This is a genomic window from Mycobacterium asiaticum (assembly GCF_001673365.1).
Lineage (GTDB): Bacteria > Actinomycetota > Actinomycetes > Mycobacteriales > Mycobacteriaceae > Mycobacterium > Mycobacterium asiaticum_A.
Map to the genome: position 1 here is coordinate 33,379 of NZ_LZLS01000112.1, position 17,265 is coordinate 50,643.

Genomic DNA, 17,265 nt, shown 5'->3' on the forward strand with positions numbered 1-17,265 from the left:
CCAACGGTCAAAAACGGCAAGGTCGTCTCCTTGATGGGTGGGCGCTATCTCGACCACCTCGAGCGCCGCGATGGCGTCTGGACCCTGTGCTCTCACGTGGTCGAGTGTGCTCTCACGGCTTTGCGTGTGCTCTCACGGCGGGAATTTCGGCGATCGGCCGCCATGACTACACACGCAACGCCTTAGATGCACACTCGCGCCCGCCGATAGCCGGGGCAACCGAGGCTAACCGACGCGCTGGCGCTTCTCCGCTTGGGACAAGGCATAAACCTCGACCAGGAACTGTTCGACGGCCACCGCGGCATGTGCCGCCCGCGGGGACCCGAAAATGTCGAAAGCGTGCTGCGCACAAGGCAGTTCGGCGTAGACGACGGGCTGGCGGCTGACCTCGCGCAGCCGAGCGGTGAAGCTGCGGGCCTGTTCGACCGGAATCAGTGAGTCGTTGGTGCCGTGCAGCACAAAAAACGGCGGCGCGTCCTCGGAAATGTGGGTGATCGACGAGGCCAGGCGAAACGGTTCGGCAATGTCGGCTCGGCTCATCTTGAACACCCGCTTGCCCATCATCGACGGCATCATCGGATGCACCGCATCGTCGCGGGTGAAGTCATAGAAGCCGTAAAACGGCACGGCAGCTTGCACCCTGGTGTCGACCTCTTCGAACCCCGGCTGGAAGAGCGGCTCGTTAGGGGTAAGCGCCGCAAGGGAAGACAAGTGCCCGCCGGCCGATCCGCCCGTGATCGCGATCCATTCCGGATCGCCACCGTACTCGGCGATGTGCTCCTTGACCCACCCGATCGCCCGCTTGACGTCGGCAATCTGATCGGGCCAAGTCGAACGCGGGCTCAGCCGGTAGTTGATCGACACACACACCCAGCCCAGCTCCGCGAGGTGGCTCATCAACGGATGAGCCTGGCCGCGTTTGTTTCCCACCATCCAGGCACCGCCGTGGACTTGCAGCAGCACCGGCGCCTTGCCGCTGCGATCGAGGTCCGGGCGTCGCCAGATGTCGAGGTGGTTGCGCGAGCCGAACTCGCCGTAACTGATGTCGGCGTCGTGCGCGTAATCCCGCCAGATCCGCAACATGCGCGCCGCGCCCGGCTTCTTGGCCGTCGCACCCTCGGGCGGCGGCTGCTGCCACAGATCACCCCCATCGGTGCGGCGTCCGGGGCCCAGTCCGGCGTCGAGTGCCGCCGTCAGCGGCTCATTGGCCGAGCGGCCGATTCGGCCCAATGCCAGCAGTCCCAGCCAGGACACCCCCGACAGCAGCCAGCTGAACACCAGCCAGCGTGTGGACAGCCGACGCGACAGCGCGGCCAGTGCACTGAAGTGAACCGCCAGCGATTGCACGGGCAACTCCGAGGCGAACAGGCCGAAAGCGAACGCGTAGCCCGCGCCGTAGCCGCGCTTGGCCCATGGACGGTAGCCATTGGCGGTGAATAGCAGCCCGAGTATCGATACCAATGCGGCCAGAAATCGTTTCACGGCCATCCCCTCCATCGACAATGCGCACCACTGCGCAACTGGTTACTCAATCTAACCGGTTTCTGCGACCGCCCCCCGCCCGCGTCCCGGGTCCACCTGGACCGTTTCCCACTTTGCCGGGCCTTAACCGTCACGCACAACAGCTGACCCGTGAAGCTAGGACCCGGTCAGCATCCCGGAATCATCGCCGGGACCGGCTGCCCTGTTAGAAATGTCGCGCAATGGGACTTCGCGCATAAACAGCGCCAAGACCAGACCGAGTGCGGCGACCGAGGCCGCACACAGGAAAACCTGCGCTAGCGACCCGGCGTAGGCCTGCACGATCGGCACCGCCACGGTGGCGGGTTGCCGATGCAAAGCCCGGGGCGAACTCGCCACTTCGGCGGACGCGCCGGTGGCCGCCAGTGCCGAGGCCAGCCGTGAGTTGAGGAAGTTGACGAACAAGGAACCGAATATCGCAGCGCCGAATGAGCCGCCGACGGTGCGGAAGAAACTCACACCGGAGGTGGCCACGCCGAGGTCTTCGAAATTCGACGTGCTCTGCACGATCAGTACCAGCACCTGCGAGCACATGCCGATCGCGGCCCCCAGGATCAACAGATAGACCGATTGCATTGCCGCAGTCGTCGATCCGTCCATGCGAGACATCAGCAGAAACGCGATGGTCATCAACGCGGTACCGACGACCGGAAAGATCTTGTAGCGGCCGGTCCGCCCGACCACGCTGCCGCTGACGATGGAAGTGATCAACATGCCGATCACCATCGGCAGTATGCGAAGACCCGAGGTGGTCGCCGAAACACCGTTGACGTACTGCATGAATGTCGGCACGAACGTCAGCGCCCCCAGCATCGCGAACCCAACCACGAACGCCAGCACACAGCACATGCTGAATATTGGCTTGGCGAACATGCGAATCGGCAGAATCGGTTCAGCGGCACGGGTTTCCACCCGCACGAACACGCCCAGCGTCACGACGGCAGTCGCGAACAGCCCGATGATCGGCACCGACCCCCATGCGTAGACGGTGCCACCCCAACTGGTGGCCAGAGTCAAGGCGGCCGCGCTCAGGCCAATGAAAACTATTCCTGCATAGTCGATTTCAGGTTTACCAACGGCTGCCAGAGCCGGGATAGCCACGGCCGCAACGCAGATCACCACCAGACAGACCGGGAGGTTGATCCAAAACGCCCACCGCCAGGTCAGATAGTCGGTGAAGTAGCCCCCGAGCAACGGCCCCGCGACCGTCGTGACACCGATAACCGCGCCCAGGATGCCCTGATACCGACCACGATCTCGAAGCGGCACCACCTCACCGACCAGAGCGACCGCCGTGACGGTGATAGCGCCGCCGCCGATGCCCTGCAGGGCGCGGGAACACACCAGCATGGCCATCGACTGTGCCAGCCCACATGACACCGACCCCGCGGCGAAAAGCAGCACCGCGACCTGAAACACCCGCTTGCGCCCGAACAGATCGCCGAGCTTGCCAACCAGCGCGGTGACGATCGTCGAGGCCAGCAGGTAGCTGGTGACCACCCACGATTGGCGACCGGCATCCCCCAGATCGGCGACTATGGTTGGCAGCGCGATGGCGACGATGGTCTGATCAAGCGCCGAGAGCAGTATTCCGAGCACTATTGCCAGGAAGATGAAGTTGCGTCGTCGCGGGGTGATCAGCGCGCGGCTGGATGCGAGTTCCGCGGTGGGCGCGGCGACCGGGCGTGTCATGGCGGCCGCTACGTTCTAATACGTTCTAGCAAGTGTCACCAGCGCACCGGCAACGACAGCACGCCCTCGTTCATCATCCCGGTCCGAACCTTCAGGTCGTCCACATTCGCCGCAAGCTCGAGTGTCGGCACGCGGGTTACCAAACCCCTTAGTAGCGACTGCATCTCGCAACGCGCCAACCAGGCGCCCGGACACAGAAACCGACCGTGACCGAAACTCACGTGCCGATTGTCCGAGCGGTCGACCAGGAACTCGTCTGCGTCGTCGAAGAATCGGGTGTCGCGGTTCGCCGAAGTAGTGCTGATCGCGATCGTCGTTCCCTTCGCGATTACCGTGTCGTCGAGTTCGATGTCATCGGTTGCGTAGCGGAGTGCGCCGAGGTTCGACGGCGGCAGGTAGCGCAGCACCTCCTCGACCGTCGACTCGATCAATGACGGGTCGGCAACCACCCGGCCATAGCAACCCTTGTGCAGCAGCAGGCCGATCATCCGGGAAATCATCACCCAAGTGGAGTCGACGCCCGCGGCGAAGAGTGCCTGTGCGAGATAGACCAGTTCGAGGTGACTGAGCTGCCCGTCGTCGACGTCCGACACCGCTACCAACTCGCTGAAGAAATCGGCCGTCGGTGCGCTTCGCCGTTTCTCGACCAGCTCACAAATGAACGCCGCAAACTCAGCCTGGCCCGCGGCCATCTCCTCGGCCGTGTGCAGCGAAAGGCTGAACAGCCGCTCCGACCAGTACTGGACTCGGTCCCCGTCATCGGTAGGGAAACCGAACATCTCACCGATAATCCGCTGCGGCAGCGGCCGGGCGAGCGCCTTCACGGCGTCGGCGGGCATCGGTCCGGCCAGCATCGCATCGAGCAGTTCATCGACGATCGTGACGATCTTCGGCCGCAACTGCTCGATCCGCCCTCGACGCAGGGCCTTGGCGAATAACCGGCGAATCCGCGTGTGGTGCGGGGGGTCAACCAAAGTCGAGACGAACTCCAGCTCCAGCATGCTCAGCTGTGCGGTCGAAAGCCTCGCCGCGTCGGCGCGGTACATATTCCGACTGGCTCGGGAATCGTCCAGCATTCGCTTGGCATCGTCATAGCGGGTTATGACCACTGCCGGGTCGCCACTTGGAAAGCGCACCTCGGCCGCTGGGCAACGCTGCCTGAGTTCGCCCAGTTCGCTCGGTGCGGACAACGCGTCCGGCTGACTGAACGGATAGTCCGTTGCAATGCTCACACCGGGATGGGCCATACGGTCACCTCTTTAGAAATTGGGACAGCTAGTCGATTCCAGAACTGGTTGGTGAACGGAATCCAGAATATTGACGCGGTGCGACGTGAATGTATTCGACGCGACAATCCGCTGGCAAGGGCTCGGGCTACGCACGAATAGGTCAGTTCGTCGCCTTGCGCGTTATCGTCAATCTTGAATCGCAGGCTGACTTGCCTTATACCCCAACATCTTTCAAGTCCCGTGACAGCGCACTGGCCCTCTCGAAGGGCTCGATAGTGGGCGCATTCCGCATCGGCGCTTTGTCTATTTATTGTGCATTGTGCATCGCACACCGGGCATTCATTGTGCACAGTGCCTTGCGCATTCATTGTGCATTATGCAATGCAATTTGTGCATTCATTGTGCAGGATGCACGTCGCGTTGGCTGGTCTCCCGCGCGGACGGCGAAGCGATCCCGTCAAAGACCGGCCATGCAACCTGCCCAGCAACGCAGCAAATACACATCGACTACTGGCGAGATACACCGACGCTCGCCGGCGCACGATGATCGGGCCCCTTTGCGACAGGATGCGTAGAACTATAACGCCATTACAGGGCGGTGGAGCATCCGCTCCGTTAGCGGTAATCTAACCGGCATTAGCGCGTTACAGTCCGCGCATCCTGAGTCGGTTCACCGGTGCAGCCATATCGGTAATCGAGCGCTAGCAAAGGTTCAAGATGTCGTTTTTATTCGCCGCCCCGGATATCATCGCCGCCACGGCCTCGACTGTGGCGAGTATCGGTTCCGCGGTCGATGCGGCCAACTTGTCGGCGATTCTTCCGACCACGGGCGTGCTCGCCGCGGCCGAAGACGAGGTGTCGATGGCCATCGCCGCGCTATTCGGCTCCCATGCTGAGCACTACCAGGCGCTCAGCGCGCGCGCCGCGGCGTTTCAAGAACAGTTCGTCCAGACACTCAGTACGGGCTCGAGCGCATACACGAGTGCCGAGTTTGCCAACGGTTTGACGATGCAAAACGCGCTCAACGCCATCAATACGCCCGCGCAATCTCTGTTGGGACGTCCGCTGGTCGGCGACGGCGCCAACGCGATCACGCCCGGCGGCAACGGCGGTGACGCCGGCCTGCTGTGGGGCAACGGCGGCAACGGCGCCGCCGGCGCTGCGGGTCAGGCCGGCGGTAACGGTGGAGCCGCTGGGCTGTTGTACGGCAACGGCGGGGCAGGCGGCAACGGCGGCAACGCAGTCGTTGCCGGCGGATCCGGCGGCAACGGCGGCCTTGGCGGCAACGCGGGGTTGATCGGCCTCGGTGGCGCCGGCGGCCATGGCGGGTTGGGTCTCAACGGCGCTAACGGCGTCAATCCGCCTGCCCACGCCCCCTTCTCAGCCGGAAGCGGCCCCAATTTCGGCGACGATGGCTTCGACGGGATCGACCCCGGACGAACTGGGGGCAACGGCGTCGTCGGCCGCCCTGGCGATGACAGCGGGAGTTCAGCCAATGGCGGTGACGGCGGCAACGGCGGCGCCGGCGGTGCCGGCGCGCCAGGCGGTCAGGGTGGTGCCGGCGGACAGGCCTACGACTCCGGAACCGGCGGCAATGGCGGTGCCGGTGGCAACGGGGGCGCTGGGGGCAAGGGCGGGATTGGCGGTAGCGGCGGTGACGGCGGCGACGGCACATTTCTCGCGAAGGCCGGTGCCGGTGGTGCAGGCGGCAAGGGCGGGGACGGCGGAACTGGTGCGGCCGGCGGCAATGGCGGCAACGGCGGCACCGGCGGCCGCCCCACCAACATCTTTGCTGACAGTTTCGGCGGAGATGGCGGAGCCGGCGGCAACGGTGGTAGTGGTGTTGCCGGCCACGACGGGGGCAACGGCGGCCACGGCGGGGCCGGTGGTCGCGGCGGACTTCTCTACGGCAACGGCGGAGCCGGTGGCACCGGCGGTTTAGGCGGCGACGGTGGTGTCGGCGCGACGGGCGGCGACGGCGGCAGGGGCGGCAACGGCGGCGTCGGCGATTCCGCTGCGTCAGTACGCGGGCACGGCGGCGTGGGCGGCACCGGCGGCACGGGTGGTACCGGTGGCGACGGTGGCAGCGGTGGCAACGGCGGTGTCGGGGGCGCCGGCGGCCTGCTCAGCCAATCGGGTGCTGCGGGCGCAGGCGGCCACGGCGGCGCGGGTGCGGCCCCCGGCGCTTCTGGAGCCGGCGGCATCGGCGGCCAGGGCATCGCCGCTGACGGCGTGAGCACCGCGACGGCGGCCAGTGGCGCCAACGGCGAGGTGGGTGGTGCCGGGACCAACGGCGCCGACGGCCACAGCGGCGGAACCGACACCTATGCAGGCGTCGCGACCCGGCAGGTGCTCAGCGCGATCAACGCACCCGCGCAATCGATGCTGGGCCGCCCGCTGATCGCGGACGGCGCCAACGCCACCACACCCGGCGCCAACGGCGGCGACGCCGGCATCCTGTGGGGCAACGGCGGCAACGGCGCGGCGGGACTCCCTGGGCAGGCCGGCGGCAACGGCGGGGCGGCCGCAATGTTCGGCCATGGTGGCGCGGGCGGTGCCGGTGGGCTGGGCGCTCCCGGCGGCAACGGCGGGACGGGCGGACTGATCAACGGCAGCGGCGGCCCCGGCGGCTACGGCGGCGCGGGTGCCCTCGGCGGCAACGGCGGCAACGCGCCGCTGTTCGGCAGCGGCGGACCCGGCGGCCACGGTGGCATCGGGGCCGCGGGCGGCAGAGGCGGCAATGCGCTCGGTATCGGCGACGGCGGCCCGGGTGGCGCGGGTGGCCTCCCCGTGGCCAACGGCATCGTCGGCGGTAGGGGTGGCGACGGCGGTACCGCCGCGATGTACGGCAGCGGCGGCGCCGGCGGCCAGGGCGGTGTCAGCGCAGACGGCGGTAACGGCGGGAACTCCGAACGGATCGGCAACGGCGGCGCCGGCGGCGCCGGCGGTGATGCCGCGGTTGCCGGCGGCCACGGTGGCAACGGCGGCAGCGGTGGCGCCTCGGGTCAGATCGGCGTAGGCGGCGACGGCGGCCTGGGCGGACGGGGCGGCGACGGCAGCACCGGCGCCAACGCCGTCAATCCCCCGCCGGCCGGAACTGCCGGCACTGGATCGGCCGGAACAACGCTGGGCACCAGCGGCACCGGTAAAGCCGGGGGTGCCGGTGGTACCGGCGCAAACGGCAGTCCGGGTCAGGTCGGCGGCACCGGCGGCGTCGGCGGCGCCGGCGACTCCGGTAACGAGGGCGGCAAGACGGCTGCCGACGGCGGCACCGGTGGAACAGGTGGCAATGGCGGCACCGGCGGCACCGGCGGCACCGGCGCAAAGGGCGGCACCGGCGGAGACGGTGGGGCTGGCGGCCTCGGCGGCGGCAAGGTCGTCGTCTTCGGTGCTGGGCCGCCTGGGGGCGAGGGTGGCAACGGCGGCACCGGCGGCACCGGCGGTACCGGCGGCACCGGCGCGACCGGCGGCACGGGGACGGCAGCCGGGAACGGCGGCAGCGGCGGCGCGGGCGGGCGCGGCGGCACGTTGCTGGGTGTCGGCGGCAACGGTGGGGTCGGTGGCGCCGGAGGCATCGGCGGCACCGGTGGCATCGGTGCTGGTGGGGGCACCGGCGGCGACGGCGGTGTGGGCGGCATCGGCGGTACGGCCGGACCTTCCGGCATCGGAACCGTTGCCGCCAAAGCCGGCGACGGTGGTGTCGGCGGTGACGGTGGCACGGGAGGCACCGGCGGAACCGGTGGCACCGGCGGCGCCGGCGGCAACCGCGGTGCGGGCGGGGCCGGCGGCGCCGGCGGAATGCTGGGGATCGCGGGTAACGGCGGGGCCGGAGGCGCCGCCGGCGAGGGCGGTCTGGGTGGGACGGGCGGCACTGGCGGCACCGGCGGGGCCGGCGGCCTCGGCGGTGCCGGCGGTGCCGCCGACAGTTTGGATCCCAACCCCGCGGACCGGGTAGGCGACGCCGGCGACGACGGCGACCACGGTGGCGTAGGCGCAGGTGGCGCGGGAGGTCAGGGCGGCAAGGCGGGCACTGCGGGCGCCGGCGGAAGCGGCCTGGTCAACGGTGCCTCCGGCGTCGTGGGATCGACGGGCAGCGTTGGTACGGCCGGCAAATCCGGCTGAGCACCCCGCTGAGCAGACGCAGGATCCGGCTGGATCTGGCCTGGATCTGGCTAGGTGAGGCGCTGCGCGGCAGCGTCGATGCGCTCGTCGGTCGCGGTCAACGCAACGCGCACATGCCGCGCACCCGCGGGGCCGTAAAACTCCCCTGGCGCCACCAGGATGCCGCGCTCAGCCAGCCAATGCACGGTCTCACGACACCCCTGGCCCCGGCCGGCCCATAGATAGAGGCCGGCTTCGGAGTGGTCGACAGTGAAGCCCGCCGCGCGCAGGGCCGGCAGCAACACAGCACGGCGCTGCGCGTAACGCTCCCGCTGCAGCTTCTCGTGATCGTCGTCGTCGAGCGCGGCCACCATCGCCGCCTGCACCGGCGTCGGCACGATCATCCCAGCATGTTTGCGTACGGCCAGCAGCTCAGCGACCACCTGGGGATCACCGGCGACAAAACCGGCCCGGTAGCCGGCCAGCGACGAGCTTTTGGACAGCGAGTGCATCGCTAGCAGCCCGGTATGGTCGCCGTCGCACACCGACGGGTGCAGCACCGATAACGGCTCGGCCTCCCAGGCCAAACCCAGGTAGCACTCGTCGGAAGCCACCAGCACGCCCCGCTCGCGGGCCCACCCGACCACCTTGCGCAAGTGCTCGACCCCGAGCACCCGGCCGGTCGGGTTACTCGGCGAATTCAGGTAGATCAGCGCAGGAGATTGGGGACCCAGCTGCGTCAGCGAGTCCGCGCGGGCAACCTGTGTGCCGGCCAGTCGCGCACCCACGTCATAGGTCGGGTAGGCCAGCTCGGGCACCACCACCACATCTGCGCGACCCAACCCCAGCAGCGACGGCAACCAGGCGATGAGTTCCTTGGTGCCGATCACCGGCAGCACCGCCGATTCGGCCAGCGCGGTGACGCCAAACCGCCTGGCCAGCGCCGCTACGGCGGATTCCCGCAGCCGCGCGGTTCCCGCGGTGGCCGGATAACCCGACGACGAACCGGCGCCCGCCAACGCTTCCTGGACCAGCGGTGCGACTGGATCCACCGGGGTGCCGACGGACAGATCGACGATGCCGCCCGGGTGGGCAGCAGCTGTCGCTTTTGCCTCTGCCAGGGTGTCCCACGGGAACTCTGGCAGCGCCGCCGACACGGCCTGCCGGCGTTGTCTTGGCGCGTTCAGTCCTCGCCCTGCGGCGGCAGATCCTTGACCACCTGCGGGTCATTCTCGGTCATGCCGACCTTGGCCGCGCCTCCCGGAGATCCCAACTCCTCGAAGAAGTCGGCGTTGATCTGCGTGTATTGGCTCCACTGCTCGGGCACGTCGTCTTCGTAGTAGATCGCCTCGACCGGGCACACCGGTTCGCAGGCTCCGCAGTCGACGCATTCGTCGGGGTGGATGAACAGCATCCGGGCACCCTCGTAGATGCAGTCCACCGGACACTCTTCGATGCACGCCTTGTCTTTGATGTCGACGCAAGGCTGGGAAATCACGTACGTCACGGACGTCTCCTCAACGTGTCCTCCATGTACGGCTCAGGGTGGGATGCTGTCGCGTCACCCGAGGGGCTACTCGGCTGAGCATTTCGGTTACTGATACTAGACGTAGCACATACAACTCCGACAATTGGCACGCCCGGCGGAATGTCTCGCCGCTATGAACCTAGTTGCCTACCGCCCTGACCGGCATTTAAGGTGCGCGGATGGTGCTACCCCGGGCGATCCTGCGCGTGGGGGTTCGCGCCGAAGAATGCGCCGAAGAATGGGCCGAAGAATGCGCCACCGCCTGGACCGGCAAGGCGGCACGGGCAGTGCCGGAGAAATGATATCACCGTACCCGAAGTTGTTGTCCCCGTTGGACTTAGGGTTTACCACCCTGCGCAACCGGGTGGTGATGGGTTCTATGCACACTGGGCTGGAAGACCGAGCCGCTCATATCGATCGCCTCGCGGCATACTTCGCCGAACGTGCCCGCGGCGGCGTCGGATTGATCATCACCGGCGGCTACGCGCCCAATCGCACCGGTTGGTTGCTGCCACTGGCCTCGGCACTTACTTCCTCGAGCCAGGCCCGGCGGCACCGTCGCATCACCGACGCCGTGCACGACGAAGACGGCAAGATCCTGTTGCAGATACTGCACGCCGGACGCTATGCCTACCACCCACTTTCGGTCAGCGCATCGTCAATCAAGGCACCCATCAACCCGTTTCGACCCCGCGCGCTGACCGGCCGCGGCGTCGAATCAACCATCACCGATTTCGTCCGGTGCGCGCAACTGGCCCAGGAGGCGGGCTACGACGGCGTCGAAATCATGGGCAGCGAAGGCTATTTGATCAACCAATTCCTCGCGCCGCGCACCAACAAACGCACCGACTCCTGGGGCGGCACCGCCGCCAACCGGCGCCGATTCCCGGTCGAGATCGTGCGGCGTACTCGCGCGGCGGTCGGGTCGAATTTCATTATCTGCTACCGGATGTCGATGGCCGACTACGTCGAAAACGGTCAGAGTTGGGACGAAACCGTCAGGCTGGCAACCGAAGTGGAGGCCGCCGGCGCCACCCTCATCAATTCCGGATTCGGCTGGCACGAGGCCAGGGTGCCAACGATCGTGACATCGGTACCCAACAGCGCCTTCGTCGAGGTCAGCGGCGCGCTGGCCGAAGCCGTCAGCATTCCGGTGGTGGCCTCCAACCGGATCAACATGCCCCAGGCCGCCGAACAGATTCTCACCGACACCCAGGTTCGGCTGATCTCGATGGCCCGCCCGTTGTTGAGCGACCCGGAGTGGGTGCTCAAGGCCGGGGCCGACCGTGCCGACGAGATCAACACCTGCATCGCGTGCAATCAAGCGTGTCTGGACCATGCGTTCGCCAAGAAAATGGTGTCGTGTCTGCTCAATCCGCGGGCCGGTCGCGAAACGACCTTGGTGTTGTCACCTACCCAGCGGGCCCGAACGGTGGCAGTGGTCGGCGCCGGCCCGGCCGGACTTGCCACCGCGGTCAGCGCCGCACAACGCGGTCACCGGGTCACGCTGTTCGAGGCCAACGACTACGTCGGCGGCCAGTTCGACCTGGCCCGCCGCATCCCCGGTAAAGAGGAGTTCAACGAAACCATCCGGTATTTCTCGACGATGCTGGCCAAGCTTGGCGTCGACGTCCGGCTGGGGATCCAGGCCAGCGCCCAGGATCTCGCCGGGTCCGCCGACTTCGATGACATCGTGCTGGCCACCGGGGTGCATCCGCGCCTGCCGACGATCCCGGGCATCGAGCACGCCAAGGTGTTGAGCTATGCCGAGGCGATCACCGGCGCCAAACCGATCGGCAAGAGCGTCGCCGTCATCGGCGCGGGCGGCATTGGGTTCGACGTCTGCGAACTGCTGGTCACCGATCAGTCTCCGACGCTGAACCTCAAGGACTGGAAGGCCGAATGGGGCGTTCTGGACCCGCACCAGGCCGCTCCGGAAGCCCGCGGCGCGCTCACCACCGCCGTGCCCGCGCCGCCGGCTCGGCAGGTGTACCTGCTGCAGCGCACCGAGGGGCCCCAAGGCAAGCGGTTGGGCAAGACCACCGGATGGGTACACCGGGCGTCGCTCAAAGCCAAGGGCGTTCACCAGCTGTCCGGGGTCAACTACGAGCGGATCACCGACGAGGGACTGCACATCAGTTACGGCCGCAACCGAGCCAGACCGCAGCTGCTCGCGGTCGACACCATCGTGGTGTGCGCCGGCCAGGAATCGGTGCGCGAACTTCAGGACGAACTGCGTCGAATCGGCATCGCTCCGCATCTGATCGGCGGGGCCGCATTCGCCGCCGAGTTGGACGCCAAACGCGCAATCAAACAAGGCACCGAGCTAGCGTCAAAACTGTGAAGGGCTTAAGACCGCGCTAAGTTTTGGTGGTGAGCTTGCGGATTTCGCTCACCGCGAAACCACGTTTGCCAAGCCTCTGAGCTGGGAATTGTTACGCCCGCGGCTGGTTCGGCGATATCAATTTCGATAGAAGCACGTCCAGGGGGCCTGGTAACCTTTGTCGGAGACGGCAACCGCTGGGCAATGTCGTCGCCGCCGCATTCGGCGGTGCAAATTTTGGGGAAGGTGTCCAAACATGAGGTTGTCTCTTATCGGAATTGGTGTCGCGACCGGCGCCGCCGCACTGTCATTGAGCCTCGGCGCGGGTGTCGCGTCTGCAGACCCGCTGGACGCGGCGATCAACACGACTTGCAACTACGGTCAGGTCATGGCAGCGCTGAACGCAGTCGACCCGGCCGCGGCCGCGCAGATCAACGCAAACCCGATCGCGATCGCGAAGCTGAACCAGTTCCTCAGCTCGGGTCCGGCCGGTCGTCGTCAGATCGCCGCACAGCTTTCCGCGATCCAGGGCGCCCAGCAGTACGTCCACGATCTCGAAGTTGTCGCCGACACCTGCAACAACTACTGAGTTTTTTCCTAAGCCGCGAGCGCAACGCCGCGGCGTGATCCGTGCGGATCGCGCTGGCGTTGCGCTCGTGGTTTTAGGCGGCCAGTGACGCGTACGTGGTGGTGCGCTGACGCGCGGGGCGGCCTATTCCCTCGGCGATAGCGGCCAACTCGGCCACCGACTTGGCCGACCCGTGTTCAGAACCGGCCATTCGCGAGATCGTTTCCTCCATCAACGTGCCGCCCAGATCGTTGGCGCCACCGTTGAGCATCACCTGGGTGCGTTCCACACCGAGCTTGACCCAGCTGGTCTGGATGTGGGAGATGCGGCCGTGCAGCATGATTCGCGCCAGGGCATGTACCGCCCGGTTGTCGCGGTGGGTGGGTCCGGGGCGTGCGGCACCGGCCAGATACAACGGCGAATTCTGGTGCACGAACGGCAACGGCACGAACTCGGTGAACCCGCCGGTCCGGTCCTGGATGCCGCGCAGCACGTTCAGATGCCCCACCCAGTGCTTCGGGCTGTCGACGTGGCCGTACATCATCGTCGACGACGACCGCAGCCCCACCTCGTGCGCGGTGGTGACGATCTCAACCCACAGCGACGTCGGCAGCTTGCCCTTGGTGAGCACCCAGCGCACCTCGTCGTCCAGAATCTCCGCGGCCGTGCCGGGAATTGTGTCCAATCCGGCCTCACGCAGGCCGATCAGCCACTCCCTAACACTCAGCCCGCTTTTCGTCACGCCGTTGGCGATCTCCATCGGTGAGAACGCGTGCACGTGCATCGACGGGACGCGCGCCTTGACCGCGCGCACCAAATCGGCGTAGCCGGTTACCGGCAACTCCGGGTCGATGCCGCCTTGCATGCAGATTTCGGTGGCCCCGGCGACGTGCGCTTCCCAGGCCCGGTCGGCCACCTCGTCGGCCGACAGCGAGTACGCGTCGGCGTCGCCCTTGCGCTGCGCGAACGCACAGAACCGGCAACCCGTGTAGCAGATGTTGGTGAAGTTGATGTTGCGGTTCACCACGAAGGTCACGTCATCGCCGACCACCTCGCGACGTAGCGAATCCGCCAGCGCGACAACCGCTTCCAATGCGGGACCATCGGCCGTGGCAAGAGCCAGGTACTCGTCGTCGGTGCAACCGCCCGGGTCCCGTTCGGCCGAGCGCAACGCGGCCAGCACGTCGGTGTCTAGGCGCTCTGGCGCTCGTGACCCCAACTCGTGCACCCGCGAGCGGATGGATTCCCAGTCGCCGAAGGCGCTGTCGAGGTCGCTGCGGGTCTCGGTGTTGCGCCCTTCGGTGTCGATGGTGGCGCCCAGGTCCACCCGTCCGGAAGAGGCCACCTCGTCGGGCTCCTGCCACGGCATGCCCGCGGGGGTCACGTCGCGGGCAAAGCCGGTAGCCGGATCGGCAAGGGCCACAACATGTCCGCGCACCCTCGGATCGATCCAGGCCGCTCCGGCCTGCACATACTTGGGCTGCGCGGTCAACCGCTGCACCAGGTCGTAGCCGGCCTCGGCGGTGACGGCGGCCAAGTCGTCCAAAGCGGGCCAGGGCCGCTCCGGGTTGACGTGATCGGGCGTGAGCGGCGAGACGCCACCCCAGTCGTCGACACCGGCGGCCACCAGTGCCAGACATTCGTCGCGCGACACCAGGTTCGGCGGGGCCTGGATACGCATGCCGGGCCCCAGCACCAGGCGAGCCACCGCCACCGTCGCCAGGTAGTCCTCGATACCGGCATCGGGGACGGCGGCCATGGCGGTGTGCTGCTTGGCCCGGAAATTCTGCACGATCACTTCCTGGATGTGCCCGAACTCCTTGTGCGACTTGCGGATCGCGTGCAGTGTGTCGGCCCGTTCGGCCAATGTCTCACCGATGCCGACCAACAAGCCGGTGGTGAACGGGATGGACAGCCGGCCGGCGTCGGTCAGCGCCCGCAGTCGCACCGCCGGGTCCTTGTCCGGACTGCCGTAGTGCGCAAGCCCTTTGGTCTCGAACAACCGCCGTGAGGTGGTCTCGAGCATCATGCCCATCGACGGCGACACCGGCTTGAGCCGCGACATCTCCGACCAGGTCATCACGCCCGGATTCAAGTGGGGCAACAGGCCGGTGTCCTCGAGGACACGGATCGCCATCGCCCGCACGTAGGACAGGGTCGAGTCGTAGCCGCGCTCGTCGAGCCAGTCGCGGGCTTCCGGCCAGCGCTCCTCTGGGCGGTCGCCGAGAGTGAATAACGCTTCCTTGCAACCAAGTTCGGCGCCGCGCCGGGCGACGTCGAGAATCTCGTCGGGCTCCATGTACATGCCCACGCCCTGGGCCCGCAGCTTGCCCGGGACAGTGACGAATGTGCAGTAGTGACAGTTGTCCCGGCACAGATGGGTCACCGGCAGGAAAACCTTGCGTGAGTAGCTGATCGGCAACCGGCCGTGCGGGCCGCGTCGGCCGGCGGACTCCAGGCCCGCATCCCGCACCCGCGCCGCGCTCTCGCACAACTCGGCCAGGTCGTCACCGCGTGCGGTCAGCGCGACGGCGGCCTCGTCGAGGTTGAGCACCACGCCGTCTCGCGCCCGTCGTAGCACCCTGCGCAGCGCGGAGTTGCTGGTCCGGGCGTGCGTCCGGGGCGGCGGCACGGTTGGGCTAGGCAGAGCGGTCGGCTCTGGAATCAGCGGCACGTTGATGTAACTTCCCTGCGCTCTGTTTTCATCCGCGCGTTCCACCCGGGGAGAGAACTGGGCACTGCTGCCATATCGGCAACAGTAGCGGCAGGGAACCGCCGGCACGCGACTGACCAGCGTGCCCGATGAGCGCCCATTTCGGCCGACTCCACCATGAACAGTCCAGGATCGCGATACCATCGCGATATCCAGTAGGGGGTGAGCGGAATGTCGTTTTTGCACGCGGCGCCGGAAGCGCTGGCTGCGGCGGCTTCCGACATTGCTGGCATCGGCTCGGAGATCAACACGGCCAACGCCGCCGCAGCGTTGCCCACTACCGGGGTGGTCGCGGCGGCCGCAGACCAGGTTTCGGCTCAGGTCGCGGCCCTGTTCTCGTCGCACGCCCGCGGATATCAGCAGCTCAGCGCCCAGATATCGGCGTTTCACGACAAGTTCGTGCAAGTCCTGGGCGCGGGAGCGGGGGCTTACACCTCGGCCGAGCGCGGTGCGGCGCAGGCCCTGGTGAACGCGGTTAACGCACCCGCCCAGCAGCTGCTCGGCCACCCGTTGATCGGGCCGTCGGCGCCCGACGTGGCCGCCATCGCCGCAAGAGCCGCGACGCAGGTGCAAACCGCGTTCGGCGCGCCCGGTGCCCTGTTGGGGTTGACGCCGACGGGTGGGGCCAGCGGCGTGGCCGCCACCAGCGCTTTGCTTGGGCCGTTGGCCGCTGAGGCGGCGCCGGCAGCGGTCCTCCCCGTTTCCTGGGCGACGGCCATCGAGAACTTCTATCTCGCGGTCGAGCCGTACGTGGCGTACGGCTTCAATCTGGCCGCTTACGCCGCGGGCTGGCTACCTTACGTCGGCATCTTGGCGCCGCAGATCAACTTCTTCTACTACCTGTTCGAGCCGATGGTGCAAAGCGGCCTGTTCAACATCCTGGACTGGCTGAGCGGCACGGTCACCTTCAGCCAGGGCCTGAGCAACTTCTGGGCCACCACCACCGCGTCGATCAACCAGTTCATCAACACCGAGATCTACTGGTTCCTGAGCTTCTTCCCGCCGCTGCCGCCACTGCCGCCGCTGCCGTAAGTCCCCCGGTCAGGAACGGGCTTTACGGCGCAACAGCACCCACACTGGGGGCGCCACGCCGAGCACGATCAGCAGCAGGACCCCGTAGGCCATCACGCCGCGGCCGCCGAAGATGATGTCGTCGCCGGGTCCGCCCAGCGTCATCGCGGCGACCGTGAGCAACCATGTCCACAGCGGCAACGCGGCCACTCGCGTAGACGACGTCCATCGACTCGCCGCCCACACCAGGGCCGCGTTGACCAGCCCGCTGACCAACGCGCTCACCGGGAAGGGAATCGAACCGATATAGGCGGGCAGCAACAACGCGCCGGCTAGGGCGGAAAGAACGCCGTCAACGGCTAATAGCGCCAGGACAACAAAACGGATTGCGGGATCTGTCGCGCCGCTCTCCTCACTGAAGACGACGCGCGGCTCGGTATCGGTCAGGTTGGAACGCTGTCGATCTGCGAGAGGATCGAACCGAGTACCCACTGGAAGTTGTCGAGCCGGTCCTGCCAGTGCTGCAAGTTCGGGTCCAGGTCGGGGTCCATGCGAGTTCCTCCAATTCCGAGGCGGCCT

At 67.1% G+C, this 17,265-nt stretch carries 11 protein-coding genes and 2 pseudogenes; 6 read left to right on the forward strand and 7 right to left on the reverse strand.

Annotated elements, in window-relative coordinates; genetic code table 11:
• Positions 1 to 9 precede the first annotated feature (9 nt).
• Positions 10 to 87: pseudogene (locus A5634_RS29400) on the forward strand (nuclear transport factor 2 family protein); the annotation flags it as partial.
• 138 nt (positions 88 to 225) lie between these two features.
• On the opposite strand, the gene A5634_RS12920 reads toward A5634_RS29400, so the two are convergent.
• The 3 genes and pseudogenes from A5634_RS12920 to A5634_RS12930 form a co-directional block, all read right to left on the reverse strand.
• Entirely contained in the window at positions 226 to 1,482 is a 1,257-nt protein-coding gene (locus A5634_RS12920; protein ID WP_253861581.1) for an alpha/beta hydrolase, read from the reverse strand.
• A gap of 165 nt (positions 1,483 to 1,647) precedes the next feature.
• Positions 1,648 to 3,213, reverse strand: a pseudogene (locus A5634_RS12925) (MDR family MFS transporter); the annotation flags it as partial.
• A gap of 35 nt (positions 3,214 to 3,248) precedes the next feature.
• Positions 3,249 to 4,460: a cytochrome P450 gene (locus tag A5634_RS12930; protein WP_065144447.1), complete on the reverse strand. Its 1,212-nt coding sequence runs from the start codon at positions 4,458 to 4,460 to the stop codon at positions 3,249 to 3,251.
• A gap of 699 nt (positions 4,461 to 5,159) precedes the next feature.
• Between A5634_RS12930 and A5634_RS28205 the strand changes: the two genes are divergently transcribed.
• The gene (locus A5634_RS28205) at positions 5,160 to 8,564 is read left to right on the forward strand and encodes a PE family protein (protein ID WP_065144448.1); all 3,405 of its coding nucleotides are present in this window, start codon (positions 5,160 to 5,162) and stop codon (positions 8,562 to 8,564) included.
• Positions 8,565 to 8,614: 50 nt separating this feature from the next.
• Here the strand turns inward: A5634_RS28205 and dapC are convergent, their stop codons facing one another.
• Entirely contained in the window at positions 8,615 to 9,700 is a 1,086-nt protein-coding gene (gene dapC, locus A5634_RS12940) for a succinyldiaminopimelate transaminase (protein WP_065144449.1), read from the reverse strand.
• A 26-nt stretch (positions 9,701 to 9,726) separates the two neighbouring features.
• Positions 9,727 to 10,050 carry a ferredoxin gene (gene fdxA, locus A5634_RS12945; RefSeq protein WP_065144450.1) on the reverse strand — a complete coding sequence of 108 codons (324 nt, stop codon included), beginning with the start codon at positions 10,048 to 10,050 and terminating at the stop codon, positions 9,727 to 9,729.
• Between the two features lie 200 nt (positions 10,051 to 10,250).
• Between fdxA and A5634_RS29930 the strand changes: the two genes are divergently transcribed.
• From A5634_RS29930 to A5634_RS12955, 3 genes are all read left to right on the forward strand, one after another.
• A complete protein-coding gene (locus A5634_RS29930; RefSeq protein ID WP_301337109.1) occupies positions 10,251 to 10,373 on the forward strand; it encodes a hypothetical protein in 123 nt (40 codons plus the stop codon).
• Entirely contained in the window at positions 10,370 to 12,415 is a 2,046-nt protein-coding gene (locus tag A5634_RS12950; protein ID WP_065144451.1) for an NADPH-dependent 2,4-dienoyl-CoA reductase, read from the forward strand. The genes A5634_RS29930 and A5634_RS12950 overlap by 4 nt, the downstream gene beginning before the upstream one ends.
• Before the next feature lie 235 nt (positions 12,416 to 12,650).
• Positions 12,651 to 12,983: a hemophore-related protein gene (locus A5634_RS12955; protein ID WP_065144452.1), complete on the forward strand. Its 333-nt coding sequence runs from the start codon at positions 12,651 to 12,653 to the stop codon at positions 12,981 to 12,983.
• A gap of 73 nt (positions 12,984 to 13,056) precedes the next feature.
• Here the strand turns inward: A5634_RS12955 and A5634_RS12960 are convergent, their stop codons facing one another.
• Positions 13,057 to 15,642, reverse strand: coding sequence for a bifunctional FO biosynthesis protein CofGH (locus A5634_RS12960; protein ID WP_155769522.1), 2,586 nt, complete (start codon positions 15,640 to 15,642; stop codon positions 13,057 to 13,059).
• 204 nt (positions 15,643 to 15,846) lie between these two features.
• Between A5634_RS12960 and A5634_RS29935 the strand changes: the two genes are divergently transcribed.
• Entirely contained in the window at positions 15,847 to 16,707 is an 861-nt protein-coding gene (locus A5634_RS29935) for a PE family protein (protein ID WP_065144453.1), read from the forward strand.
• A 9-nt stretch (positions 16,708 to 16,716) separates the two neighbouring features.
• On the opposite strand, the gene A5634_RS12970 is transcribed toward A5634_RS29935, so the two are convergent.
• On the reverse strand, positions 16,717 to 17,178 hold the full coding sequence (locus tag A5634_RS12970; protein ID WP_065144454.1) for a hypothetical protein: 462 nt from the start codon (positions 17,176 to 17,178) through the stop codon (positions 16,717 to 16,719).
• Positions 17,179 to 17,265: the final 87 nt, after the last annotated feature.

Coding starts and splice junctions, on each gene's coding strand:
- A5634_RS29930 (WP_301337109.1), top strand. CDS start 10,251: ATGGTGCTACCCCGGGCGATCCTGCGCGTGGGGGTTCGCGCCGAAGAA.
- A5634_RS12955 (WP_065144452.1), top strand. CDS start 12,651: ATGAGGTTGTCTCTTATCGGAATTGGTGTCGCGACCGGCGCCGCCGCA.
- A5634_RS29935 (WP_065144453.1), top strand. CDS start 15,847: ATGTCGTTTTTGCACGCGGCGCCGGAAGCGCTGGCTGCGGCGGCTTCC.
- A5634_RS12950 (WP_065144451.1), top strand. CDS start 10,370: ATGATATCACCGTACCCGAAGTTGTTGTCCCCGTTGGACTTAGGGTTT.
- A5634_RS28205 (WP_065144448.1), top strand. CDS start 5,160: ATGTCGTTTTTATTCGCCGCCCCGGATATCATCGCCGCCACGGCCTCG.
- A5634_RS12930 (WP_065144447.1), bottom strand. CDS start 4,460: ATGGCCCATCCCGGTGTGAGCATTGCAACGGACTATCCGTTCAGTCAG.